A 24,214-nucleotide genomic window follows, 5' to 3' on the forward strand; every position below is an offset into this window, starting at 1 on the left:
CTCCGAACCACCCGGACGGAGGCCGTTCACCGGCCGTCCTTCCGGGGAACCCTCACCGGCGGAACACCCGCCCCGCCCCCTCGAAGGAAACGTGAACACGCCCGCCCGGCCGCCCGTCCCCTGGCGCAAGAACACCCATAGCGGCTCTGAAGGTGACAACTGCGTCGAGGTCGCCGCTTTCCCCGGCACGGTCGCCGTCCGTGACTCCAAGCACCCCGACAGCCCCCGCCTGGCCTTCACCCGCCCCGCCTTCGCCTCCTTCACCCGTCGCCTCCGGACCGGCCGTCATGACCTCTGACGTCCCGCCCGTCCAGGAGCCCCCGGCCGACATGGCCGGACCCGACCGGGTCCGTCCTGTTCCCAGGGAAACGTTCTCCTCCTCGCCCGAAGAACAGCAGCAGCCGCAGACCGGGGAGAATCCGTCATGAGCCCGTCGCAGGAGCAGGTACTCGCCCTGACGCTCGTCGGCGGCGCCGAGGTGATCGTGGTCGTCCCCTCCGGGGAGACCGCGGTCACGCAGGAGATCCTCGTGGACTGGATGCGCGACGGCACCGTACAGGCCTTCAACCAGGTGAGCGCCCCCAACCTCAGCGGCACCGGCTACCCCCAGGGCACACCCTCACCCGGCGTCGTCAACTTCGCGCACGTCGCCTCCGCCCGACTCACCCACCGCCCGGCGATCTGACCGGCCCCGGCCGAAAACCGGACCACTCGCCCGGCGACCGCTCCCACTTTTCGCACCGGACGTCCCGGCTCTACGACCCCCCGCTTCGGCCGCACTCCCGCCGCCTCCCTGCGTCCAACGGGAGCGCGGCGGGCACGCGAGACCGCTCCGAGCCCCGCCCTCGAAGAGCGCGGCCGCTCACCGCGCCTGTTCTCATTCCGGCCATGCCGATCTCTCAAGGAGCAAGACCTCGTTGAGGACGCCCACCGGCTGCGAACACCGGCCTCGACCCGGCCGCACGGCAGGAGCACCTTCGTCGTCGGTGTCCCGAACAGACCGAACGTCCAGGTCAACGCATACCGGTCTCCTTCTCCTTCCCGAGGAGAACCGGAGACCGCCCGGGACACGGCGCCCCGGAAGGTCCCGCACGGAGTGACGGGCTCCGAGCGAACATCCAGATTTGGCCGTCTTGGCGGCAGAAGAACTGCTTTGCTCTGGTGATGTGTTCATGAACGTGGGGCTGTCGAGCCGGAAGAGGGCACCGCGGGCGTTCGCGGCGGCTGAGGCCGGTGCGGGCCCCTCCCCCCTGCACGGCCGGACACGGGAGCCCCACCGGTGAGCCCGCTGCGGCCTTCGGCTTCCTCCCCCGGCCAGTCGGTGACCGGCAGCACCGCGCAAAACGTGAACCAGATCGCCAATGTGGCCGGAGACCTCTACCTCGGCCTGCCCCACGCCGACGCGGCGGAGGACGTCGCCCCCGTCGGACGCCCGCTCTCCCAGGTGAAGAACCCCTACGAGCTGGAGGTCCACCTCCCCGTCCCCCTCGACGGGGAGCAGCCCGAGGAGACCAGGCTTCCCCCTTACGTCTGGCGCGAGCACGACAACGAGCTCGCCGCAGTCGTACAGGCCGTCCTGGAAGGGCACAGCAGACTGGCCATGCTGGTGGGCGACTCTTCCACGGGAAAGACCCGCGCCTGCTGGGAGGCTCTCGTCCCGCTGCGGGAACAGGACGGCTGGCGGCTGTGGCACCCCTACGACCCGACCCGTCCCGAAGCGGCCCTCTCCTCGCTGCGCAGAGTCGGGCCCCGCACCGTGATCTGGCTGAACGAAAGCCAGGCCTACCTGACGGACCCCGAAGCGGGCGAACGCATCGCGGCCGCCTTGCGCACCCTGCTTTTCGACCCCGTCCGGGCACCCGTCCTCGTCCTGGGCACCCTGTGGCCCCAGCACCGCAAGACGCTCACTGACCGCGCCGACCCCGACCCCCACGCCCAAGCGCGCGAACTGCTGCCCGGACGCTGCATCATCGTGCCCTCGTCGTTCCCCAAATCCACCCTAGACGCCCTCAGAGAAGCAGCCTCCCGGGACCCGCGGCTGGCCGAGGCCGTGAAACTCGCCCGGGGCAGGCAGATCACCCAGTACCTGTCTGGAGCGCCATCCCTGCTCGCCCGCTACCAGACGGCACCGCCCGCAGAACGGGCCCTGATCCACGCGGCGATGGACGCCCGCCGCCTGGGGTACGGCCCCCACCTTCCTTTCGCCCTCCTGGGCCGGGCCGCCCCCGGATACCTCACCGACCACGAATGGGACGAGCTCTCCGATGACTGGCTGGAAACCGCCCTCGCCTTCCTCACCGAATGCCGCGACGGCACCGCAAGCGCCTTCTCCCCCGTCCGCCCCCGGCCCGGTGGCGGGACCACCGTCCCTCCCGGCGGCCAGTCCTACCGGCTCGCCGACTACCTCGACCAGATGGGCCTCCGCAAACGGTACGGAGAGATCCCTCCCGAGGACTTCTGGACCGCGGTCGCCGACCACGCCGTACCCGACGCGCTGCCCTCCCTCGCCCGGGCCGCCCAGCAGCGGGGACTCCTCCGCACCGCCGCCCGGCTCTGGAAGAACGCCGCCGCCCACGGCAACACGCAGGCGGCACGCGAACTCGTCGCCCTCCTCAGCCCCCTCCACCCCGACGACCCGCGCCCCGCGGACTGGGCCTCCGACCACGCCTCCCTCGAAGACCCGGACGCCACGGCCGCCCTCCTCCACGCCCTCCGGGAAGCAGGAGCCCACTCCCAGGCCCTCGCGTTCGCCGAACGCGCCGCACACCATACGCCCCTGCGAGACCCCGAGGCCCTCGCACGGCTCCTTCGCTGCTTCCGGGACACAGACGCTCACTCCCAGATCGCCACGCTGGCCGAACGCGCCGTCCACGACATCCCCCTGAAACCCCCGTACGCCGCGGCGGCGAAGCTGCTGGACGCCCTGCACGAGACCGGCGCCCGCCTCCAGAGCGGCATCCTGGCCGAGCGCATCAGCGCCGAAGTCTCCCTGGACGACCCGAAAGCCCTCCCGCGGCTCCTGCACGCCCTCAAGAACGCCGAAGCCGGCCCCCAGACGATCGCCCTCGCCGAACGCGCCGCACGCATGCCCCTCGGCGACCTCAAGGCCGCGGCGCTGGTTTTGGAGGCCTTCAAGGAGACGGGGGCCTCCTCCCAGATCGCCGCCCTCGCTCGACGCGCCGCCGACCACGCGTCCTTCGACGACTCCGTCACCGTCACCGCGCTGCTGACCACCCTGAAGGCGACAGGCCCCGCGTCCAGGTTCAGATCATTCGCCGGACTCGCCGTGACGCAGATGCACCTCGAAGACCCGAACCAGGTGGCCAGACTCCTGGACGCCTTCACGGAAATGCGGAAGACCAACCCCAGGAGCCAGTTCCTCGCCCAACTGGTCGCCGAGCTTCTGGAACGCGAACCCGCCGCGCACGTCTCCCTTGAAGACCCGCAGGCCGTCGCCAGGCTGCTGGACGTCTTCGAAGAGGCCGGAGCCGTGGGCCAGATCGACGCGCTCCTGAAACGCCGCCCCGCCGCGAGCGTCGCGCTCGACAGCCCGCATGCCGTGGCCAGGCTGCTGGACAACTTCCAGAAAATAGGCGACGGCTCCCAGATCACCGCGCTGGCCGAACGCACGGCGTCGTCCTTCCCCCTCGATGATCCGAAGTCCCTGACCGTGCTTCTGGACGGCCTGCGAAGAACCGACGCGTCGGCCAAGGCCGTCAAGCTGGCCGAACGCGCCGCCACCGACGCCTTCCCGAACGACCCCGCGGTCCTCGCACAGCTCCTCCAGAGCCTCGGCGGCAGCCCCGTCGGTATGGCGGCCCGGCCTCGGGTCTTCACGATCGCCCGACGGGCGGTCCGGCGTCTTCCTCTCGAAGACGCGCTGGCCGTGGCCCACCTGATGCGCGCCCTGCTGGACGCAGGCGCCCGCGACGAACTCGGCCTGCTCCTCGAACGCACTCCGGCCGCACACGTCTCACTCCACTACCCGGAAGCCGTGGCCTGGCTTCTGGAACTCTTCCGCGAGGCAGCCGACCCCGAAGAGGAGGCGCTGCTCCTCGGACGCGACCCCGCCTCCCACGTCTCACTCGACGACCCCGCCGCCATAGCCTTGCTGCTGAGAGCTCTCCGGGACTCGGGCGAGGACACCCAGGCCGGTCACCTCGCCGAACGCGCCGCCCGGCATGTCTCCCCCGACCAGCGGGACCTCGTCCTGCTCCTGGAGGCCCTCCAAGAAGCAGGAGCCCACACCGCGATCGACATCCTCGCCGAGCGCGCCGTCGAGCACTTCTCCCTGGAAGAGCCCAATTCCCTCGCGGACCTCCTCGACGGCCTGAGGAAGGCGGGCGCCCACGAACAGGCGGACCGGCTGGTCCCGCAACTGCCCGCGCTGGCCATGTTCCCCCTCTTCCTCGAAGAGTCCTCCACCGCGACGGACTTCCGCTTCGGCCGGGAACCCGACGGCCGCCCCTCACCCCCTTGGCAGTGGGACGACCTCGTCCCGCCCCCGGGAACCGCCCCTGGACACCACACGTCTCACTCGGGAACAGCACCGCCGCCGGTGCCCCTGTCTTTCTCCCCAGGAGACTCTTTGAACGCGAACTTCACCTTCCACGGGCCTGCGGTCCTCGTCAGCCAGTCGACCGGCACCGTCATTCGGGACTCCCAGAACCAGCACGCCGACAAGATCACCAACATCGGCACCGCGGGTCGGGAGAAGCTCGACCAGCTGCTCGACCTGATCCAGCAGAGTCCCGACCTCACCGAGCAGGACCGGCAGGCCGCCGTGAACGAGGTCCACGCGCTCGTCCGCGACCTCGAGTCCTCCGAGCCCGCGGCCCGGAAGACGGGACGGAACCATCTGGGAAGGCTGCAGGAGATCCTGTCCCGGGCTGCCGGGATCGCTGTCCCCTCCGCCGAGATCATCGCAGCACTGACCACCCTCCTTCCTTGATGTCAAGAAGCCGAGGTCCCCGCACCACGGTCTCCCCAACCCGGTAACCCGCTCCCCGCCTGACCGTCTGCAGGCTCCGATCCAGACGGCGGAGAACCAGAACAGGCCGCCCGATGACGGAGCGGCCTGCAGGTGGTGACCGTCAGACGGGACGCAGGGCTTTGCGCCGCATCCAACCGGTGCCGCCCTCCGCGAGGTGCACCTGGACGTAGACCTCGCTCTCAGCGGCGTTGTGACTGGTGGCGCAGGACTGTCCGACGACGTCACCGCTGTGCTTCGTCTTGACCGGAGTCGTGCGAGCGGGCGCGGGGTAGACACCCGCGGTGGGCCAGACCACCTTCCAATGGCAGGCCTGGACGGGAGCGGGCGCCACGGGAGGAACAACGACAGCGGCCGACGACGCCTTCGCGGGAAGCGCCCGGGTCTCGATGTAGCCCCACCCCTTGATCGCGGGGAAGCGCACCTTCGTCCAGTGGCCGCCGCTGCGCTTCTCGCTGCTGACATCGACCGCGGTGCCAGCCGGCACATTGCCGATGACGAAGTTGACGCGGTCACGCAGGGTGGCGTTCTCATCGGTCACCACGCCCCGGCGAGCGATCCTCGTCGAGGCGGGACGTTGATCGACCCGAAGCCAACCTGAGGACGCGCGGTTGGAGCGTCCCTCCCCGATCCGCTTGAGAACCGGCCTGCCGGCCGGATAGTAGGTGAACGGGACGGTCCACTTGCCGGTCGCGGCATTCCTGGTGACCGTCGCGGGCTGGCGGATCGAGGCCCCCAGGCAGGTGTGGCCGGGCCTGCGGTCGGTGTAACCCCAGTGGGGGTAGCCCTTGCCTCCCACAGAGACCACTGCCCACCGGGTGTCGGCGTTGTAACGCCACTTGATCGTCGTGGGCTTCTTCCCCTTGCCGGGCCGGAACGTCCAGGACGGGTTGCTTCCGACGGTACGGCCCGGGTGGTTGTAGTAGATCAAGCAAGGCTTGGTGATCTTGTATCGCAGCTGCAGCACCCTGCGGGTCTCCGGCTTGCCGACGGCCCGGCGGTCAGCATTCTGCTCGGTCGCGGCCGGACTGGCATCTGCAGGAAGCGGGTCAGCAACTGCGCCGCTCACCAGCGAAGCTGATAGCACGGCCACCGACACGGCAGATACGAGCCCACTGAGACCCAATTTTTCCAAAAACGACATTCGACATCCCTTTTTCCGATTCGGGCTTCAGCCTCCGGAGAGGCCGTCGATCAGGAAGGATTGAACCCCTGTCGGCCACACGGGCCAAGCCCCTTCGGGACAAGGAGTCCCGGCGGGATACAGGGAGCCCTGAGCTGCGGGTTCATATAAACGAGACGGGACGGGACAGGCGTGACGGGACAGCGGAAAGAAAATCCGAAACAACTCTTGTCCTCTCATCAGCACCATCTGATCGCACTACTCACGACACTTGGTCAGCGAACGGGCAAAAACACCCAAAACGAGCAAGGTGCGGCTCTAGGAGTTCCAAGCAGCTCATGGAGCCGTTGGCTCAACGGAGCCCTTCCCAAAGAGAAGAAATTTGGGGAAATTCTCCAGAAGGCCCAACTCACTCCTGACGAAAAGAAGCCGTACTGGCAGGCCTGGAAAGCCGCCAGCGATCATCCGTCTTTCACGCTGCCCGAGCCACCCGGCCCGCCAGACTCGGCCACCCGTCAAGAACAACCCACGCCCATCCCCCTTCCCCCTCAGCTTGCCGAGCAGGACCCGGATAGAGAGGAAGGGGCGGTGAAGCTCCTCGTCCCTGCTCCCGATGCGGCAACAGCGGCGAACTCTTCGTCAACGCCCCCCAATACGCCTTCAGCACCACGAAGCCGTACGACTCTCCAATGGTCGGCGATCGGCATCCCCCTCGCGATGGCTGCTGCCGCGGCTTTCCACTTCACACGGCCTGACGGCACGCCCTCCCCGCCCCCGCTCAGCCTCGCCGCGACTCCCCCCGAACCGAGCTCGGCACCCGCCTCTGAACCCTGTGACCGCTACCTGGTCACCGCCGACGACATGAGTCTGCGGACACAAGACAACGTCCGCACCAAGGAGTTCCTCCAGCAGGGCGAAATCGCCATTGTGAAGCGCCGCGGCACTCCGAACGGCCGCACTCGTCTGTGGTACATAGTCGCCGACGACAAGCAGGGCTGGATCCTCTCCGACAGCCGTTACTGGCGTCCCCACTGCTGAGCGCGGTGAATACCGTCCTACCCGCGCCCCGAACCCCTCTGCGGCGAGGACGTCCTAAAACGCGTGGCCGGACGTATTCTCGTGATCGGAAAGGCCATCGGAGATCCCGCCGATGACATGAGTGAGGGGCCATGCCGAAAACCACGCAGCTGAGGACCTACACCATCCGTGAGGGGCTGCTGGAGGAGTGGGCGGAGAAGTGGCGCGAGTTGATCGTTCCTCTCCGGCTGAAGCTCGGCTTCGAGCTGCCTGGCGCGTGGCTGGACCACGAGCGCAGCCGGTTCATCTGGGTGATCTCCTATGAGGGCGAGGACTCCTTCGAAGAGGCCAACGAGCGCTACTGGGCCTCTCCGGAACGTGAAGCGATGGGCCTCGACCCCTTCGCCTACCTGGTCGATCGGGATGTGCGGGTGGTCGAGAACGTCTACTGACCGGCGGGGAGCAGGTGCGCGAGCCGCTCCTGCTCGGAGAGCGCCCTGAACACCCTGTTCCGAGCCCTGTCCTTGAGTTCTTCGAGGTCCATGTCGGCCTGCCAGACTCGGATGGTGCCGTCGAACGATCCGGTGACCAGGCGTGAGGAGTCCGGCGTCCAGACCACACGGGTGAGCCGGTCCCGGTGGACGCCCACGACGCCGATCTCGGCGTGGGTGCGGGCGTTCCAGACGCGTACCGTCCGGTCGTAGGAGGCCGTGGCGATGAGCGTCCCGTCCGGGGACCACGCCACCGACGAGACCCGGCCCCCATGCCCGTCGAGGACGGCAAGCTGCTCACCCGTCTCGGCATTCCAGACCCGCGCGGTGCCGTCCGCCGATCCGGTCACCACCTTCCTCTCGTCAGGAGACCAGGAGACGTCGTCGACCCAGTTCTGATGCCCGATCAGAACTGTCCCCTCTCTGGCTCCCGAGATGTTCGTGTCCCAGATCCGCGCGGTGCGGTCGTCAGACGTGGACGCCAGCGATCTGCCGCTGGGTGACCAGCTGAGTCCCGTCACCCAATCCAGATGGGCTGTGAAAGCGGACATGGAATCCGAGGAGAAGTCTCCTATGCGAATCGAACGATCGTGGCCGCCGATCGCCAGAAGAGGAACCGACGGGTCGGGATACCGGGCCACGGCCTCGGGGATCTCGTCGAATCTCCGGGCTTCGACGTTCCAGCCGGACCGGGCGTCCGTACGGGTCCAGCGGCGAAGCGTCTTGTCCGCGGAGCAGGCGACCACTCCTTCTCCTCCCTCGTCCGAGATCGAAGCGAGGGACAGGAGCGCGTCCTCGGCTCCGTGAAGGAGTTCCGTCTGCTCCCCCGTGGCGGCCTGCCAGATCCGGACGGTGGCATCATCACCGCAGGAGACGACCACGGAACCTCCTTGGCCGAGCATCACATCCCGTATCGGCCCTTCATGTCCGATGAACAGCACCTGCTCGGCGCCCGCAGGCGACACTTCCCAGACGTGTGTCGCCATGTCGGCCGAGCCGGTGGCCAGGCGGGACCCGTCCGGGGCCCAGACGACGCCCCAGACGTCACTGGTGTGACCGCGAAGAGCCAAGACTTCCTCGACGTTCGAGGGGTCCCAGACCCTGGCGGTGTAGTCCCCGCCGCAGGTGGCCAGGTACTTTCCGTCAGGTGACCAGGCCACGTTCCAGACCCTGTTCTCATGGCAGCGGATGAGCTGGGCCTGCCTCCCCGAGACGACGTCCCAGATCCGCGCCGTCCCGTCTCCGCCGGCCGAGGCCACACGGGTGCCGTCAGGCGACCAGGAGACTCCTTCGACGAAATCCCGATGCCCTTCGAGAACCACGGCCGAGCCTTGCGCGATGTCCCAGATCCGGACGGTCCGATCATGCGAACCGGTGGCCAGAGAGCGGCCGTCCGGGGAGAAGGCGATGCCGAGGATGTTGTCCATGTGGCCGTGGAGTTCCAGGACCGGCTCGTGAGAAGCGGCGTCCCAGAGCCGAACGACCAGGTCGCGGGAACCGGCGGCGATCCGCGTCCCGTCAGGGGACCAGGCGACAGCGCGGACGACGTCAGCGGCTCCACGAAGTTCCGCCAAGCTCCTCCCCGAACCGGCCTCCCACACCCGGACGGTCCGGTCGCGAGAAGCGGTCGCCACACGTGTCGAGTCAGGTGACCAGGCGACCATCTCCACCATGCCGTCATGTCCGGAAAGAACCGTCGTGCAAGAGCCGCTCTCGACATCCCAGATACGGCATGTGCCGTCTCTGGACGCGGTGGCTATGAACCGTCCGTCCGGCGACCACGCAAGATTGCGCACGGCGTCTTCGTGCTCATGGAAAACCTGGGAAAGGTGGCTGTGCGCGAGCGCGGTCATCAGCGCTCTGGCGGCCGACGGCGTCGGCGGGCACTCCGACAGGGCCGCCAGCGACAGCAGCACCGCGAGCTCGGGATAACGTTCGACGTTGTTGAGGACATAACCGCCGATCCCTTCCGACACGCGCCGGAGGAACACCAGGTCACGCCGCTTCGACGCCTCCACGAAAGTCCGGATGGACTCGGTGGCGTGCCCTGCGGACTCGAGGCTCTCGAGCCACTGCAGGGCGAGCTGAAGCCGCTCCCCGGTCAGGAGGTAGTCGTTCTTCTCCCCGGCCTGCTCCCAATCGGCCGCCCAGCGCTCCAGTTCGGCACGTTGCCGCAGTTGCTCCGCGCGCGCCTCCACCTCCTGGCGGAGCGGCGCCCACTGCCGGAAGAGAGCCTCGTGCGCGACCTGCGCGATGGCCTGCCCACCCGACACACCGGTCACCAGAAGCCGTGCGTCCACGAAGGCATCGACGATGGCACGTTCGTTCTCCGAAAGTCCGGCGAGCGGGACGCGACGGCGTGTGGCTTCGGTTCCCTCCGTGGTGACGAACCGGAAGAGGACCGCGAGAATCGGTTCGATGCCCTCTTCAGCGCGCAGCGAGGACACGACCCGGTCCGCCTGCCTGGCCAGCGCCCCCTCGACACCGCCGAGACGGGCATAGTCCTCGAAAGTGGCCACTTTCCCAGCACCGGCGGCGAAGTACAGCTCTTGAAGGAGGTAGGCCAGCAGCGGCAGGGCGTCGGACGTCCCTGTGTCCTCGACGATCCGGGTGACCAGTCCAGGCGCGAACCTCAACCCCGCGAGCACTCCGGGCGCTTCGACGACCGTGGCCAGATCGGCGCGGGTCAGCGCGCCGATCGCAACGGGTCGACTGAACAGTGCGGCCCTGTCGCCGTCGAGGAAGTCTCGGAGGAATTCGATCCTCGCCGTCGCGACCACCCACAACCGGCTGTCCGCACGCAGAGCCTCGTTCAGCGCGCCGAGGAACATCTCCCGTTGCTCCGGGCCGGACAAGGTGAGCAGTTCCTCGAACTGGTCCACGGCGAGCAGGACGCGGCTCGTCCGCCGTCCCAGCCGATGACGGAAGTCGTAGATCATCGAGGTGAGGTCGACCGCGTCGCCATGAAACCGCCGCGGATCTCCAGATTCCCCGAGAGCCCGCGCGAGTGAGGCGAGCGGATCACCGCCCGGTGTGAACACCGGTGGAACCAGCCAACGGCGTCCCTTGAGCCGCGGGATCAGTCCGGCCTGGACGAGCGAGGACTTACCGCTGCCGGACGCACCCGCGACTACGACGAACCTGCTCCGCGCTTCCTCGTGAAGCTCACGCACCAGATCGTTGACCTGGTCGTCTCGACCGAAGAACACCGCGGCCTCGTCCTCGGCGAACGCCTCAAGACCGGGATAAGGCGTCCGGTCCGGATCCCAGATACGCGCGGGAGGCGGAGAACCGTCCAAACGGGCCGCGGCCACCGTGAGGACGATCAGGACGAGGAGCAGTACCCCGACGGCCGGAACCGCCACCCGCTGCAGGAGCTGCAGCAAGAACGGCGTCTCCCCTTCCCCGGTCGCATAGTTCGTGACGATGCCGAGCAGCGCCACCACCACGACGAGAAGGACGTTGAGCGCCACGTTCAAACGCTGACGCCTCATCGCACACACCACCCGAGGCGTGCGCGCCCCATCCCGCCTCCTCGACCACGCCTCCGGACCATCGGTCCGATGATCGCCGATGCGCCGTGCCGACACGCGGAACGAGAAGCGAGGTCCGCGCATATGACCGCTCTCGGCCACCTCCACGAGAAGACGGATCCCGGAATTCAAACCGCCGGCCCGATGACATCGTCATGCTCACCGCTCTGACCACTACCGTGATCATCCCCTCGATCGGCGCGATGCGGTCAAGACATCCTCTGGAGAACGAGGGCCCGGCCTTCTCCCGCTCCGCTTTCACCACCTTCACCCACCACCTCCGCACCGGCCGTCACGATTCCTGACGTCCCGTCCGGCGGACGGCCTCCGAACCACCCGGCCGGAGGCCGTTCACCGGCCGTCCTTCCGGGGAACCCTCACCGGCAGAACACCCGCCCCGCCCCCTCGGAGGAAACATGAACACGCCCGCCCGGCCACCGTCCCCTGACGCCAGAGCACCCACAGCGGCTCCTCCAGCGACAACTGCATCGAAGTCGCCGCTCTCCCCGGCACGATCGCCGTCCGGGATTCCAAGCACCCCGAGGGCCCCCGCCTCGCCTTCGCCCGTCCCGTCTTCGCCTCCTTCGCCCGTCGCCTCCGGACCGGCCGTCATGACCTCTGACGTCCCGCCCGCCCAGCGGCCTCCAGCCCGCGCGGCCGGACCCGGACGGGCCCGTCCCGTTCCCGGGGAAACGCTCTCCTCCTCTCCCAAAGAACAGAAGCGGCCACCGGCCGGAGGGAGTCCGTCATGAGCCCGTCGCAGGAACAGATGCTCGCCCTGACACTCGTCGGCGGAGCCGAGGTGATCGTGATCGTCCCCTCCGAGGAGACCGCGGTCACGCAGGAGATCCTCGTGGACTGGATGCGCGACGGCACCGTAAAAGCCTTCAACCAGGTGAGCGCCCCCAACCTCAGCGGCACCGGCTACCCCCAGGGCACACCCTCACCCGGCGTCGTCAACTTCGCGCACGTCGCCTCCGCCCGCCTCACCCACCGGCCGACCGCCTGATCCGCCCCGGCCGGAGCCGTCCCGCCCACAGGATCGTCCGACGCCCGACGAGAGGCGCGTACGGACGGGACGGCCCAGCCGCGTCCGCACCCGGCGATGACGGAAAAGACCGCTCATGACCACACGCGTGTGCTTATCGTGCCTACATGCCTCTTGTTCGGGTTCGCCCCTACCGGTTCTCTGCCGTCACCCACGACGGAACACCCGAGGTCGGTGATCTCCAGAAGGGCGGCGAGCGAGAGATCGAGGTCGATTTCTCCGAACTGGTCGTCGCCAACGCGCGGGTGACGTCGAAGCCGGGCAGGACGGGATTCTGGGCGCGGCACCACGAACTGCGGCTGCTCCTGTGCCTGGTCGAGGACCGCGAAGAGCACCTGCGCCTGAAGGGCGACGAGTTCCAGGCGAGCGCCGGGCACATCCGCAGGCTCGTCTCGGAGACCGTGGGCATGGGCATGCTCACCGGCACCGCCTCCCACCTGTACGAATGGCAGCCCGGGCGGAGCATCGCCGCCAACCTCGACGTGATCCCCCACCACCTTGTGGCCGCCTACAAGACCACTGGCGTGCGGCCCGACCTTCTCTACTTCCTGGACGACGCCTACATCGCCGGTGAGGCGCGCGGCCGGTCCTCCCCCGCGCCCGGCAAACCGTCAACGGCCCAGCGCAGGCGGCTGAACCAGCTGCTGACCTGGTCCGCCGAACTCCGCGACCACCCGTTCTTCATGAGCTGGACGTCTCTCTCCCCCACCGGGACCGTCGTCGACTTCTTCGACCACCGGCTCGACGAAGGCCCCCGCCCCGACCCTTCCGACCCGGTTCCCACACCCCCCGGCTTCCCACCGTCCCAGGCCCCGGACGAACACCTCCCCGACGCCCTTCGACGCCTCCTGGACGCCGAACCTCCTGACACGTCCGCCGCTGACGTCCGGCCGACCGACCCGTCTCCGCGCCGCCCAGGACGCCCTCGGGCCGCCGCCGCGCGGCGCGGACGCCTGGGGCAGCGGGCACGCGAAGTGCTCCTCGACGCCGAAGACCAGCTCTTCGACACGTCCCCGCTCCTCCCGAGCACTCAGGACCGCCTTCTCGACCGTCAGGTACGCGGCGCCTGGGCCCCGCTGGACCTCTTCGGCCCGACCGGCCGCCACTTCTTCCTCGGCGTCCTCGACGAGGGCTTCACCGAGGACGACGCCGCCCGCCTGTCCCGCCCCCGCGGCCCCCGCGACCCTCGTCGCGACCTCGATACCCAGATCACCGGCAGGCTCGTCGCCGCGGTGACCCGCACCCCCTCCTCCGCGCCCCCGCCCCTCTCAGAACTGGCCCGCGCCCTGAGTCCCCGGGCCTGACACTCCGCGAAAGGCAGTCGCCTTCAACGATGGCCAACGCCAGAGGCAAGCATTCCGTCATCGGACCGTGGCAGTCCGATGTCCGGAGAAGCAGGCACAGGGCTCGCTTCTCCCCTGGGCTCCGCATGTCCCTCTCCTCCGCGACCACGCGCGCAACGACTTCGACCCGCCTTGGCCGACCACCGGCCAGGACCTTGCGACCCTCACCATCACTGACGTCAGCCGCCGGACGGTTCCGTTGGATTTCCGCAGGCACCGCCTGACGCAGGGGGTGTTCAGAGCGGCCGGGCCCGGAGGGTCGCCACAGCGAGGGCCGAACCCGAGACGATGGACGGCGCGTACCGACTCGGTGCGCCGTCATCGTTCCCGTCCGCCTACTCGGTCAGGGAGACCCGCACCCCACCCGAGAACAACGAATCGTGCAGCTCAATCGTGGTGGGCCTCACGTTCTTGGGGATGTCGTAGACGATGACGCCCTTGACGGTGTTACCCGGGTTGATCTCCTCGAAGAGGGACTTGCTGTCCTTGAGGTAGATGGAGGCTTCCCCGTCGGTGGAGAACTCCTTCTTGCCGGCGAGTAGCTTCTGGGCGTCTCCCAAGAAGTACTGAGGCTCGTTCCCGTGATTCTTCACCGTGACGTGCACGAGGTAGAAGCGGCCCTGCGGGGTGTGGCTGAAGAAGGAGTCGCCGATCTTGGCGGGCCCGTTCTTGGCCTGGGTGACCTTGAAAGTGAACTTCCCGTCCTTCACCGGGATCCCGATCCTCGCGACCTTGGACGCGGTCTTCTTCTCCTCGCGGACCGAAGCGCTCTTCTCGCCGTCGGCGGGGGACGCCAAGGTGGTGTCGACCGGTGCGCACGCGCTGGCCAGCAGGCAGGCCAAGGCAATGGGCAGGGTGCGGAGGGGGATGTGCACGGGGTCTCCTTAAGGGTGGCCGCCACTCTTGGACAACCTAGGGGCGGGGCGGGCGCCACTAACAGAACAGCTGTGATTGAAATATTGCCTTTTTAGCAAGAGCCATAGCCACACAGCATAAGTTTTTGTGATCTAAGTTTACAACCCCATCTCGGATGCTGGTGTTCATGCGATTCCACAGCCTCGACGGCCCGGCCACTGCAGCGCTCTCAGCGGAGCAGGCACCGTCCTCCGGCGGCTTGGACGGCGCCGACGCTGGAGCGCCCCTCCTGGTCAAAGAGGCGGGGTCGGTATCGGATCGGCGACATTCACTGATTCGTCCAAGAACGACGGGTTGGGTGGTGTTCGTCAGATAACGCGGAGGAGGCAACGTGCGGCATGCGGCGAAAGTGGCCCGGCATGTCTTCCTGGTATCGGCGGTGGCGTCCGCCATGGTGACCGCGGCCGTGGCGGCCAATCAGATCCTCGACGACGGCGAGTTCACCTGGAACTGGGCGTACCCGGCGTTCGCCTTCACCTTGCTGGGACTGCTGCTGACTACGGCCCTGGATCACGCACCGAACCCCGACAGCGGAACCGGCGGGCGAGAGAGGATGTCGCAGCACCGCTACCGGCGGCGAGTGCGCGCCTCGGTGGAGCAGATGGAGACCCTCGGCCTGGTCACCCAGGCCGAGTACGTGCTGCGTACCCGCCAGGTCTACGTCGACGTCGCGCTCCGGCCCCAGACCGTCACCACCACCGTCGGCGATACCGGTATCGGCCCTGTTCGGCCCGGCGCGACCCGACCAGCGGGGGAACGGGCTCCACTGGCGTCCTTCCTGGGCAGGGGGCAGGTGCTGGCGGTGCTGGGGGCGGCCGGGTCGGGCAAGACCACGCTGGCCCGCTACACCGCCCTGGACCTCGCCGAGCGACAAGGGCGACCGTGGCAGAGGCGGTTCTGGCGCCGCCGACCGCTGCCGATCCTGCTCTACCTGCGCGACCACGCCAAGGACATCCTCGCCGAACCCGGCGAGGACGGACTCAGGATCGACCTGGCGCAGGCCGCGGTCACCGCCCCGTGGCTGGAGGGCGTCATCACCGCCCCGTGGCTGAAGGGCCATCTGGACAAGGGCCGGTGCGTGGTGCTCCTGGACGGCCTGGACGAGGTCGCCGACGGCGGCGACCGCAGGCGCGTGGTCCGCTGGGTCGACACCCAGATCGCCCGCTACCCCCGCAACTCCTTCGTCGTCACCTCCCGCCCCCACGGCTATGACAACAACCGGCTGCCCTGCGCCGACGTCCTGCAGGTCCAGCGGTTCGCCGCCGACCAGATCCATGCGTTCCTGCACACCTGGTACCAGGCCATCGAACGGCGTGCCCGCCAAGGCGACCGGGCCGAGACCGACCGGACCGCCTCAAGGGCCGCCGAGGACCTGTTCACCCGGATCAACGCCCTTCCCGCCCTTTACGACCTGGCCGCCAACCCGCTGCTGCTGACCATGATCGCCAACGTGCACCGGTACCGAGGCCAGCTCCCTGCCGGCCGCGCCGCCCTGTACACCGAGATGTGCCAGGTCCTCCTGCACCGCCGCCAGGAGGTCAAAGGCGTCACCGATCCCATCGACGACATCCTGGCCGGAGCCCAGAAGGAACGCGTAGTCCAGGAACTGGCCTGGCACATGATGCGCCACAAACTCCGCGACATCCCCGTCGCCGACGCCGCCCGCGCCATCCGCACCGCCCTGCACCGCACCACCCCGGCCCTGACCCTGACTCCCGAGATGTTCCTGGACTACGTGCGCCGCAGCGGCCTGCTCACCGAACACCGTTACGGCCACTACGGCTTCGTGCACCTCACCCTGCAAGAACACCTCGCCGCCGTCTCCGCCCTGGCCCCCGGCCGCCATGCCCGCCGCCAGCAACTCATCGACAAAGTCAGCGACCCCTGGTGGCGCGAGACCACCCTGTTGTGGACCGCAAACGCCGACGCCACCCCCGTCGTCGAAGCCTGCCTGGCCGCCCGCACCGTCCCGGCCCTCAGCCTCGCCTACGCCTGCGCCGAACCCCCCGGCGAACTCGACCACACCCTGCGCGAACAGCTCGACCGGTTCCTGACCACCACCCCGACCAGCCCCGAGGAAGCCCGCCTCCTGAACGGCGTGGCCGCAGCCCGCGCCCTGCACGACACCCACCCCCTGGACACCGGCGACCGCCTGTGCGCACAACCCCTGACCTGGGACCTGTGGCACCGCTACGCCGCCCGCGCCGGCCTGCACGCCCCTCCGCCCTCCCCCGAACCGGCCACCGGCCTGTGGCCCGCCGACGCCCGCCACTTCCTCACCTGGCTCAACAGCCTGTTCCCCGACGACACCACCTACCGCCTACTCACCCCCCGCGAAGCCCGCCAAGCCCTCGATCTGCGTCCCGCGACCAGCAGCCTGTGGGCCTTCGACGACGACCGAGCCACCCTCATCCCCTCCGAAACCCGCCTCCATCACCCCACCCCCCAGCAGATCAGCGCCTACCCCGACCTGATCCTCGACCACACCCACCTCCTCTTCCGCCTCCTCTTCCCCCGCTCGCAACTGACCTTCGCCCAACTCCTCACCTACAGCCGCCCTAGAGATCTCACCAACCTCCGCCAACGGCTCCTGCACATCCTCGACCTCATCTACGCCATCCAAACTGCCCGCGACCTCGCCCATCGCTTCGACCACGACCTCGTCCTCGACCTCAACCGCAACCTCGCCCTCACCCTCAACCGCGATCTCGACAACGACCTCGACCGCGATCTCGCCCCTGACCTCGACCGCAACCTCGACCTAGCCCTCGACCTCGCCCGTGACCTCGCCCGCTTCCTCGATTTCGACTTCGACTGCGACTTCGACTTCGCCCGCGACCTCGCACGCGCCCACGACCTCGTCCTCGCCCTCGCTCGCGACCTCGCCCGCGACCTCGATCTCGACCTCGCCCTCGCCCGCGCCCTCGCCCTCGTCCGCAACCTCGACCCCGCCCGCGACCCCGACCTCGCCCGCAACCTCGCCTCTGACCTCAACCTCGCCCTCGCCCGCAGCCTCGACCCCGACCCCGACCTCGGCCTCGACCCCGACCCCGACCTCGGCCTCGTCCCCGCCCGCAACCTCGACCCCACCCTCAACCACGGACTCGCCCCTGATCTCGACCTCGCCCTCGCCTACGCTTTCGACCGCACCCACCCCTTTGGTTTTGACCTCAACCGCGACCTGGCTTTCGCTCGGGCAATGGCGTCCCAGGATCTAGGGCGTTTTCAGGAAACGGTTGTCGTTGAGGGCTTGGGCAGGGACTGCCTGGCCTTGGCCCGGGCGGCCTGGACCCCGCGGGTATGGGACCGCCTGTCCCGGAGTGAGCAGACGCCGGAGCGAGGAGAGAGCCCGTCGTTGCTCCGGTTCCTCGCCCTGGCTGTGGAAGCGTTCTCCGGGCGGCCTCCCGCCGAGGATCCGCACGCGGCTTTGCGGCAGGCCGCCCATCTGGCGGACCAGCGTGGAGCACATGCAGTCGTAGAGTCGATCGAGAGGGCACGGGGGCTGGCGGCGCCCTTGTGGGACCACAGCCGTCCGGTCCGGCAAAGCGACGCGGTGCTGGCGGTCACGTCCCTGCTGGCCCTCCTGACCGGCGACGACGCGACAGTCTTGGATCCCGAACTGTCCAAGCTTCTGTGCGGAGCGCTGGCCGCCCTCATCGCGCTCACCCCCGACACCCGCGAGCGAGACGAGGCTGCTCCAGACGGCCTGGTATTCCTGGTACGAAAGTGAAACGCCGCAAGAGCCGGAATCTCCCCGCCACATCCGCCGTCCGCTTCCAGTCGTCCGGCCTGGCTGTCCCGCCCCCACCTCGACCTCGTCGCCCACGTCACCGGCCGGCTCGTCACTGCGGTGACCCGTACCCCCTCCGCCGCCTCGGCCCCGGACTTTTGACGCCGCCCATTTCCAGACCGCCATGACGCTGCCGGAAGGCTCCCGGGCCGAGATTTCAGCCGAAAACCCGGCTGCTCCCCACTGAGGCCGCCACCCGGCCCCGATCAGTCGGCGAACGGCAATCTATGTCCGCTTGTGGACGGGAAATCTATTTCCCGATAGATACTCCAATCTTAACCAGCTTCCAATGCAGCACTCCGCCTTCTTGATGTAGGGCCCACTTTCGCATTCATTTATCCGCGTGCTACTTTCTGGCCACTTCGCAGTGATCTCGGAGAAGAGGCTGATCATGACGGCTCGCTTCGCGTCCAGGCTGGCCGCCGCCGTGGGGGCGCTCGCCGTCGCGGTCGGCGCGTGCGCAGGTCCCTCCCAGGAGGCGGGGCCGATACGGTCCTCACCCACCGCGGAATCTCCGTCGGCCTCGGAGACCGAGGCCGCGCCCGGCGCGTTCGACCTCTTCACTCCGCGGGGCCGGGCCTCGGGCAAACAACTGCACTACTTCGAGGACGTGCCGTCGATGACCGCGACCGCGGATCTGGTCGTCCGGGGCCGCGTCACCGATGTGGCGCTCGGAGAACCCGAGTACGACCCCGGGGATCCGAGCGGAAAACCGGTCCTGACCGCTCGTGTCGTCACCCTCGAAGTGACCGGGGTCTACCGGTCCGGCGGTGAGGCGCCGGCAACGGTACGGCTCTACGAGGGCCACTTCAACCGTGACGGCGCCGGCATCCAGTACGGCAATGTGACCTGGACGAAAAAGGGTGCCACCGGCATCTATTTCCTCACCCTGAACGCCCATACCGGCATCTACCTTCTGGTGAGCTCGCAAGGCCGGGTCCTGCTCGACTCCGCCGGACCCGCGTCCAGCGCCGATGACCGCGACCCCCTGCACAAGCGGATCGAGCAGATGACCGAACCCGAGCTCGACGAAGCCATCGCCAAAGCCGCGAAAGCCGCCAAGGACGGCAAGATCAAACCCCAGAAACCCCTCTAGAGAGGAACGAACCCGAGTGTGGCAGCGTCTGACAGCTCTCATCGGCGTGGCTCTCCTGACGGGCGCCACCGGCCTCCCCTCCCCCGCCTTCGCCGACCACGGGGGCGGCGGCGTCACCCCCGACGGCATCGACCAGTACTTCGCCTCCGCCTACCTGACCGCCAACGGCGTCACCGCCTACAACTGGGGCCGCAGCGAGCTGGCCCGAAGCGCTCTCAACGTCTATTCGGGAAGCGGTGACGTTCTCGTCCGCGACTGGGCCTCTCAAGTGCACCAGAACGACTTCGGCTGGACCGAGTGCACCGACATGACCACCTACAACGCGTGCGACAAGTTCGACACCGTCTTCAACAACCTGCTCATGGATTCCAGGAGCGTCAACAACTGGCGCAGCCTCGGCTGCCATGAGCTCGGCCACGGCGGCAACCTCGACCACCGGTACGCGTCCACCGACTCGGACGACAACTCCTGCATGCGCAACGAGATCTGGCCGTTGAGTCTGGACACTCACGACATCAACGAGATCAACGCCGACTGGAGCGTTCCCCATGCGATCCAACCGGGCTGCCTGAACAACGCCTGCTGAGCCGGACGTCCCTTCCCCCCACCGACCTTTCGGAATCGCCCGCCCCCCTCCACGACCATGCCCGCGAACTCGTCTCCGCGCTTCGCTCTTCAGCGGGCCCGGCCACCGGAGACCACCGTCCCGATCCCGCCGGCCCCGGAACCAGCCTGACCGCGATCCTCTGCTCCCCCGCCCGGAGCATGGTGATCCATGGTGGCCTGACCCGCGCCTACCTGCTGCGCGACGGGACGCTCTTCCAGATCACCCACGACCACGTGTTCTGCACCCTCGGAGAGGATCTGACCGGATACCCGAGGCCCTTCCCTGGCCGTCCCGCACATTCACGAACTCGGCAGGTCCGGCACCGGACCTCTACAAGCGGGAGCCGAGGCCACTGGACCGGTACCTGCTGTGCGGCCCGGAGATCGGCCGCGCACTCCCGCCCGACGTGATCCACCGAACCCTGACGGAAAACTCCGATCCCCACCGGGCGGGAGGCTCCCTCCTCCGCAGCACCGAGCTGCTCGTCCCGGAACGCGGAGGCGCCTGCGTTGTGATCGACGTGCTCTGACGACCGATTATTCGCCCTCGATCTCCTTCAGGAACTCGTACATCCCAGAAGAGGGATTGTCGTGCGGGAAGCGCGTGCCGTTTCTCTCGTGGCGGGCGGCGAGGCGTTCGGCCAGGCGTGCGGCCTTCTCTCGTAGAGGCATGTAGACAGCGGGATCGATACTCTTCCCCGAACGCTTGTCCAACGAACGGCTGAGGCGTTCAATGGTCTCCGTGTCGGCGAACGAACCGTGATCCCGGTGGTGCAGGACCAGCCAGAGTTCGAAGCAGGGATTCGAGATGGCGAGCCGGATGCCATGGGCCCTCGCCAGATCGATCGCCTGGGCCAGGTTCGGATGGTTCCTCGGCCACTCGACGTCGAAGAGGCACCAGCACTCGTCGACCTCGGGGTCTCTCTTACACTCCACCGCCTTCTGCACCAAGGTGAGCGGAACACCCTGCTGCGGGTGGATCCGCACGTTCAGCGCGGTGTTCTCGGCGACATGCGGAAGCCGCTTCAGCCCGTTCACATAGTCCGGCTCGGAGTTCACGCCCTCGCAGAAGACGACGATCGTCCTGAGCTCATGCCGTTTCGCGGCCGTCCTCTTGAGGGGTTTTCCCCCTCGTGGTCGCTGTCCCATCCCGTCAGCCGATCAATCCGAGGGCACGCAGGAACTCCGTCTGATCCACCTGGGGAAGAGCCCCGAACCTCCCGTGCAGGTACGCGTTCTCGAGATTCTGCGACTTCCTCACCCGCTCGCCGGCGAAGTCGGCCAGGGCGCCGAGGCGTGTGGAGCCGTCGGGCCGCTTCTCGGTCAGCCAGACCTCATCTCTGTTCAGGTGGTTCAACAGGCTGGTGTCATGCGAGGTGAAGACGAGCTGCGCTCCTCGCGGATTGATGACGGGGCTGTGGAAGAGACGCAGCAGTTCCGCCGACAGAGTCGGATGCAGGCTGGCGTCCAACTCGTCGAAGAGCACGAGCGAACCTTGCCGGAGCGCGGTCAGGACCGGCCCGATCAGCTGGAACCAGGTGCGCGTCCCCTCCGACTCGGAGTTGAAGTCGAACGCCGCGCTCTCCTGGTCGGTCTTGTGCACCAGACGCACCCTGCGCCGTCGGTGGACCTCCGAGGAGTCGAGAGAGGCGACCTCCTGGACGTCGACCATCACGTCCTCGATACCGAGGTCCGCGAGCCGGAGAAGCGCCAGTGCCTGCTCACGCCCTTCGTCGGGGAAGAACGACAGCTGGTCTCCGTCCTCCTCGAACCAACGGAGCGTAGGAGTCAGCGTGAACGGCGCACGCGCCATGCGCCTGGCACCGCCCCGTCCGAAGAACCCGGAAACATTGCCGAGGATCTGGATACGCCGAATTTCACGAACAAAATCTGAGACAAGAGGTTCGTCGAACCGGTGGGCGACGGAGATCGCCAGAGTCCTCGGGGTCAGGAGTTCGCGCGTCCCGGAGAGGACACCGAGCCCCCTCTGGATCTTCAGCTCGGACTCCTCTCTCTCGAAAATACGCCGCCGTTTCTTCTCCGGATAGTGAAAAAGGCCTTCGTAGACGACCTTCTCCCGGCCGAGTTCGAGGACGTACTCGAACCTCACGTCCCCGATGGTCAGCTCGAGGACGAACTCGCTCGGGCTCGCGGGACCCGATCCGAAGGCGAACGGCTCGACCGGGATCTCGTCCTCCCAGAAGCGCAGCGAATGCAGCACCGCGTCACGCAACCACGAGAACGCCGCCAGGACGTTCGACTTCCCGGACGCGTTGGGCCCGAACACCGCGGCCACCGGCACGAGGCTCTCGCCGAGAAGCGGCGCGTGGCGCGCCTCCTCCCTGTCCCGGTCGATCGCCACCATCGACAGTTCCGCTGTTTCCCGGACGGAACGGTAGTTCGCGACCTCAAATCTGATCAACACAAGGTCACCCTATCCGTCACCAGACTGCTGCCACAGGGCCAATATCGCCATAGGGAAACGAAAATCAACCCCTGCTTGCAGTCAGGACGCAGGATCAGACAGCGATCTCAGCTCGGCGAGCTCCGCCTCCAGGGCCGCCAGGCGAGTGGGCAGCGGCAGGGCGTCGGCGGAGGCCCCACCGGGCCGCGGGGCCGTCCTGTCGGCCAAGGTGCTGACGAGGTAGGCCACCATGTGGCCGTAGACGGGCAGCAGGGCGAGCGGGACGGAGCCCGCCGGGCCCATGCCGGCATCGTCGCTGATGAACCACGAGGCCGCGGACGTCCCGGCCTCCGAGCCCAGGATGAACAGCCTCGGCAGGAACCGGGGGCCCAGAGATCCCCGGGTCGAGAACTCGACATGCATTAGAACCCACTCCTGTCGTAGACGGATTCGCCTTCCCGCTCTTCCATGAGGGGGTCGGCCCAGAAAGCGAACAGTTCGTCCTCTCCTGCACCTGCCAGAGGCCGGCAGGGGCGCGTCCGGCCGGTCTGCAGCTCCCAGAGCGCGACCAGCAGGAGCAGCAGGTGCCCCTCTTCGGTGTAGGCATCGGGATTGGGCTGGACCGGCTCGCTACGCCAGATTCCGACCGCTTGCGGACGTTCAGAGAGCATCATCACGGGACAGAGGCTGCCGGGCCGCAAGGAGGTGCTTCTGCGTTTCGGACCGAACCGTCCGTCTTCCACCCCTTACCGTCCGAAACCGGACGGGACCGGACATTGACCGGCCTTCAGGAGCCTTGTCATCCGGCGGCGTCCGGTGGGAGCCGTCCGCGGACGGTGGCGGATGTTTCTCGTCCGGTCGCGATCGTTTACCGTCCGGTCTCCAGACGAAAGATCGACAACGTTGGGTGAAATGCACGTTAATAACGAAGAGCCCCGGTGAGTAGTGAGGTGTGAGTTTTCACCCAGACCCTTGTGGTCCCGGATGGGACGATGACCTCCACGCCGACACGTGATCGGCGATCAGCGGGCATCCTGATGACGAGGGACCGGTGGACATGGGCAGAGAACGCGGACCGGGTGCAAGTCCCGCCGTCGTGGCGTTCTTCGCGAACCTGCGGGCGGCGTTCATAGCGGCGGGCCCTCCGACCTATCCACGCCTCGTGGCCATCATGAGGGAACTCCAAGCCGAGGACAGTAATCGCCGGGCGCTGGGCAAGAGCGCGCTGCAGAGCATGATGACCGGGAAGAACCTCACCTTGCCCCGGTGGGAGGTGCTCTCGGCGGTCATCCGCGCTCTGCGCGCCGCCGCGGCCCAGACCGAACTGGACCCCGACGACGTGGGGACCCTGGCCCACTGGAAGCAGCAACTGGCCGCGGCCGGCAACGACCCGGCTCCCGAACCTTCGGCACTCGAATTCGACGAGCAACACCTCTTCGAGCCCCCGCCCGCCCCGCCGGAACCACCGCCTCGGGAGGTCCGCTTCCACGGCCAGGGGCGGTGGCTTCCGCTCACGGCCCTCGAGGGAGAGCTCACCGACCTGACGGTCCTGGCGCAGAACGAGGAGGACCCCGATCACGCCGAAGCCGCCTATGCGCTCGCGGTCCTGGCCCTGTGCGAGGAGGACCAAGAGCAGGGCAAACGGTGGCTGACCATCGCGGCGCTGGCCCAGCACCAGCAGGCCCGTGTTCTGATCACCAGCCGCGCCATGAAGGAGGACGCCCGAACGGCCGCGTTCGCACTCGCCTCCCGCTACATGCATGGGGGTGCGACACACCTCGCCCGGCGGTTCTACCAGGCCGCCAGGCTGGAGGGGAGCCGAAAGCACTGGCCCACATGAAGGGCGAGGCGTTAATTC

Annotated in this window: 18 protein-coding genes and 1 pseudogene; 12 read left to right on the forward strand and 7 right to left on the reverse strand. The window is 68.0% G+C overall.

Annotated features, from left to right (window positions below):
• The first annotated feature begins 91 nt into the window (after positions 1-91).
• The 3 genes from ABD327_RS10300 (at position 92) to ABD327_RS10310 (ending at position 4,951) form a co-directional block, all read left to right on the forward strand.
• Positions 92-298: a DUF397 domain-containing protein gene (locus tag ABD327_RS10300; RefSeq protein WP_344450036.1), complete on the forward strand. Its 207-nt coding sequence runs from the start codon at positions 92-94 to the stop codon at positions 296-298.
• Positions 299-424: 126 nt separating this feature from the next.
• Positions 425-685 carry a hypothetical protein gene (locus tag ABD327_RS10305; protein WP_344450037.1) on the forward strand — a complete coding sequence of 87 codons (261 nt, stop codon included), beginning with the start codon at positions 425-427 and terminating at the stop codon, positions 683-685.
• A 594-nt stretch (positions 686-1,279) separates the two neighbouring features.
• Positions 1,280-4,951 carry a hypothetical protein gene (locus ABD327_RS10310; protein WP_344450038.1) on the forward strand — a complete coding sequence of 1,224 codons (3,672 nt, stop codon included), beginning with the start codon at positions 1,280-1,282 and terminating at the stop codon, positions 4,949-4,951.
• 142 nt (positions 4,952-5,093) lie between these two features.
• Here ABD327_RS10310 and ABD327_RS10315 read toward each other — a convergent pair whose 3' ends face one another.
• Entirely contained in the window at positions 5,094-5,957 is an 864-nt protein-coding gene (locus tag ABD327_RS10315; protein WP_344450039.1) for a GW dipeptide domain-containing protein, read from the reverse strand.
• Between the two features lie 348 nt (positions 5,958-6,305).
• Between ABD327_RS10315 and ABD327_RS10320 the strand changes: the two genes are divergently transcribed.
• Together ABD327_RS10320 and ABD327_RS10325 are read left to right on the forward strand one after the other, a co-directional pair.
• Positions 6,306-7,151 carry a hypothetical protein gene (locus ABD327_RS10320; RefSeq protein WP_344450040.1) on the forward strand — a complete coding sequence of 282 codons (846 nt, stop codon included), beginning with the start codon at positions 6,306-6,308 and terminating at the stop codon, positions 7,149-7,151.
• 131 nt (positions 7,152-7,282) lie between these two features.
• Positions 7,283-7,582, forward strand: coding sequence for an NIPSNAP family protein (locus ABD327_RS10325; protein ID WP_344450041.1), 300 nt, complete (start codon positions 7,283-7,285; stop codon positions 7,580-7,582).
• Here the strand turns inward: ABD327_RS10325 and ABD327_RS10330 are convergent.
• Positions 7,576-11,115 (reverse strand): nSTAND1 domain-containing NTPase, encoded by a 3,540-nt coding sequence (locus ABD327_RS10330; protein WP_344450042.1) that lies wholly within the window; start codon positions 11,113-11,115, stop codon positions 7,576-7,578. The two genes, ABD327_RS10325 and ABD327_RS10330, sit on opposite strands and share 7 nt — an antisense overlap.
• 499 nt (positions 11,116-11,614) lie before the next feature.
• Between ABD327_RS10330 and ABD327_RS10335 the strand changes: the two are divergent.
• The 3 genes and pseudogenes from ABD327_RS10335 to ABD327_RS10345 all read left to right on the forward strand — a co-directional run.
• A pseudogene (locus tag ABD327_RS10335) lies at positions 11,615-11,776 on the forward strand (DUF397 domain-containing protein); the annotation flags it as partial.
• Positions 11,777-11,902: 126 nt separating this feature from the next.
• On the forward strand, positions 11,903-12,163 hold the full coding sequence (locus tag ABD327_RS10340; RefSeq protein ID WP_344450043.1) for a hypothetical protein: 261 nt from the start codon (positions 11,903-11,905) through the stop codon (positions 12,161-12,163).
• 146 nt (positions 12,164-12,309) lie between these two features.
• Entirely contained in the window at positions 12,310-13,506 is a 1,197-nt protein-coding gene (locus tag ABD327_RS10345) for a hypothetical protein (protein WP_344450044.1), read from the forward strand.
• Positions 13,507-13,880: 374 nt separating this feature from the next.
• On the opposite strand, the gene ABD327_RS10350 is transcribed toward ABD327_RS10345, so the two are convergent.
• Positions 13,881-14,420, reverse strand: coding sequence for a DUF4352 domain-containing protein (locus ABD327_RS10350; RefSeq protein ID WP_344450045.1), 540 nt, complete (start codon positions 14,418-14,420; stop codon positions 13,881-13,883).
• Between the two features lie 371 nt (positions 14,421-14,791).
• Here ABD327_RS10350 and ABD327_RS10355 point away from each other — a divergent pair, with 371 nt between their 5' ends.
• The 3 genes from ABD327_RS10355 (at position 14,792) to ABD327_RS10365 (ending at position 19,932) form a co-directional block, all read left to right on the forward strand.
• Positions 14,792-18,190, forward strand: a complete 3,399-nt coding sequence (locus ABD327_RS10355) for an NACHT domain-containing protein (protein WP_344450046.1) — start codon at positions 14,792-14,794, stop codon at positions 18,188-18,190.
• 487 nt (positions 18,191-18,677) lie between these two features.
• Positions 18,678-19,346: a hypothetical protein gene (locus ABD327_RS10360; protein ID WP_344450047.1), complete on the forward strand. Its 669-nt coding sequence runs from the start codon at positions 18,678-18,680 to the stop codon at positions 19,344-19,346.
• Positions 19,347-19,392: 46 nt separating this feature from the next.
• Positions 19,393-19,932 (forward strand): hypothetical protein, encoded by a 540-nt coding sequence (locus ABD327_RS10365; RefSeq protein ID WP_344450048.1) that lies wholly within the window; start codon positions 19,393-19,395, stop codon positions 19,930-19,932.
• A gap of 557 nt (positions 19,933-20,489) precedes the next feature.
• Here the strand turns inward: ABD327_RS10365 and ABD327_RS10370 are convergent.
• The 4 genes from ABD327_RS10370 to ABD327_RS10385 all read right to left on the reverse strand — a co-directional run bounded on the left by ABD327_RS10370 (position 20,490) and on the right by ABD327_RS10385 (position 23,033).
• The gene (locus tag ABD327_RS10370) at positions 20,490-21,101 is read right to left on the reverse strand and encodes an RloB family protein (protein ID WP_344450049.1); all 612 of its coding nucleotides are present in this window, start codon (positions 21,099-21,101) and stop codon (positions 20,490-20,492) included.
• Between the two features lie 4 nt (positions 21,102-21,105).
• Entirely contained in the window at positions 21,106-22,377 is a 1,272-nt protein-coding gene (locus ABD327_RS10375; protein WP_344450050.1) for an AAA family ATPase, read from the reverse strand.
• An 81-nt stretch (positions 22,378-22,458) separates the two neighbouring features.
• Entirely contained in the window at positions 22,459-22,779 is a 321-nt protein-coding gene (locus tag ABD327_RS10380; RefSeq protein ID WP_344450051.1) for a hypothetical protein, read from the reverse strand.
• Entirely contained in the window at positions 22,779-23,033 is a 255-nt protein-coding gene (locus ABD327_RS10385; protein WP_344450052.1) for a hypothetical protein, read from the reverse strand. Before ABD327_RS10385 ends, ABD327_RS10380 begins: the two co-directional genes overlap by 1 nt.
• A 485-nt stretch (positions 23,034-23,518) precedes the next feature.
• On the opposite strand from ABD327_RS10385, the gene ABD327_RS10390 reads away from it, so the two are divergent.
• Positions 23,519-24,196 carry a hypothetical protein gene (locus ABD327_RS10390; protein WP_344450053.1) on the forward strand — a complete coding sequence of 226 codons (678 nt, stop codon included), beginning with the start codon at positions 23,519-23,521 and terminating at the stop codon, positions 24,194-24,196.
• Positions 24,197-24,214 lie beyond the last annotated feature (18 nt).

It is taken from the genome of Actinocorallia aurantiaca, assembly GCF_039533685.1.
Lineage (GTDB): Bacteria > Actinomycetota > Actinomycetes > Streptosporangiales > Streptosporangiaceae > Actinocorallia > Actinocorallia aurantiaca.

What these genes read in the sequence shown, in the direction of transcription:
- ABD327_RS10305 (WP_344450037.1), top strand. Translation starts at nt 425, where the DNA reads ATGAGCCCGTCGCAGGAGCAGGTACTCGCCCTGACGCTCGTCGGCGGC.
- ABD327_RS10325 (WP_344450041.1), top strand. Translation starts at nt 7,283, where the DNA reads ATGCCGAAAACCACGCAGCTGAGGACCTACACCATCCGTGAGGGGCTG.
- ABD327_RS10330 (WP_344450042.1), bottom strand. Translation starts at nt 11,115, where the DNA reads ATGAGGCGTCAGCGTTTGAACGTGGCGCTCAACGTCCTTCTCGTCGTG.
- ABD327_RS10340 (WP_344450043.1), top strand. Translation starts at nt 11,903, where the DNA reads ATGAGCCCGTCGCAGGAACAGATGCTCGCCCTGACACTCGTCGGCGGA.
- ABD327_RS10345 (WP_344450044.1), top strand. Translation starts at nt 12,310, where the DNA reads ATGCCTCTTGTTCGGGTTCGCCCCTACCGGTTCTCTGCCGTCACCCAC.
- ABD327_RS10370 (WP_344450049.1), bottom strand. Translation starts at nt 21,101, where the DNA reads ATGGGACAGCGACCACGAGGGGGAAAACCCCTCAAGAGGACGGCCGCG.
- ABD327_RS10380 (WP_344450051.1), bottom strand. Translation starts at nt 22,779, where the DNA reads ATGCATGTCGAGTTCTCGACCCGGGGATCTCTGGGCCCCCGGTTCCTG.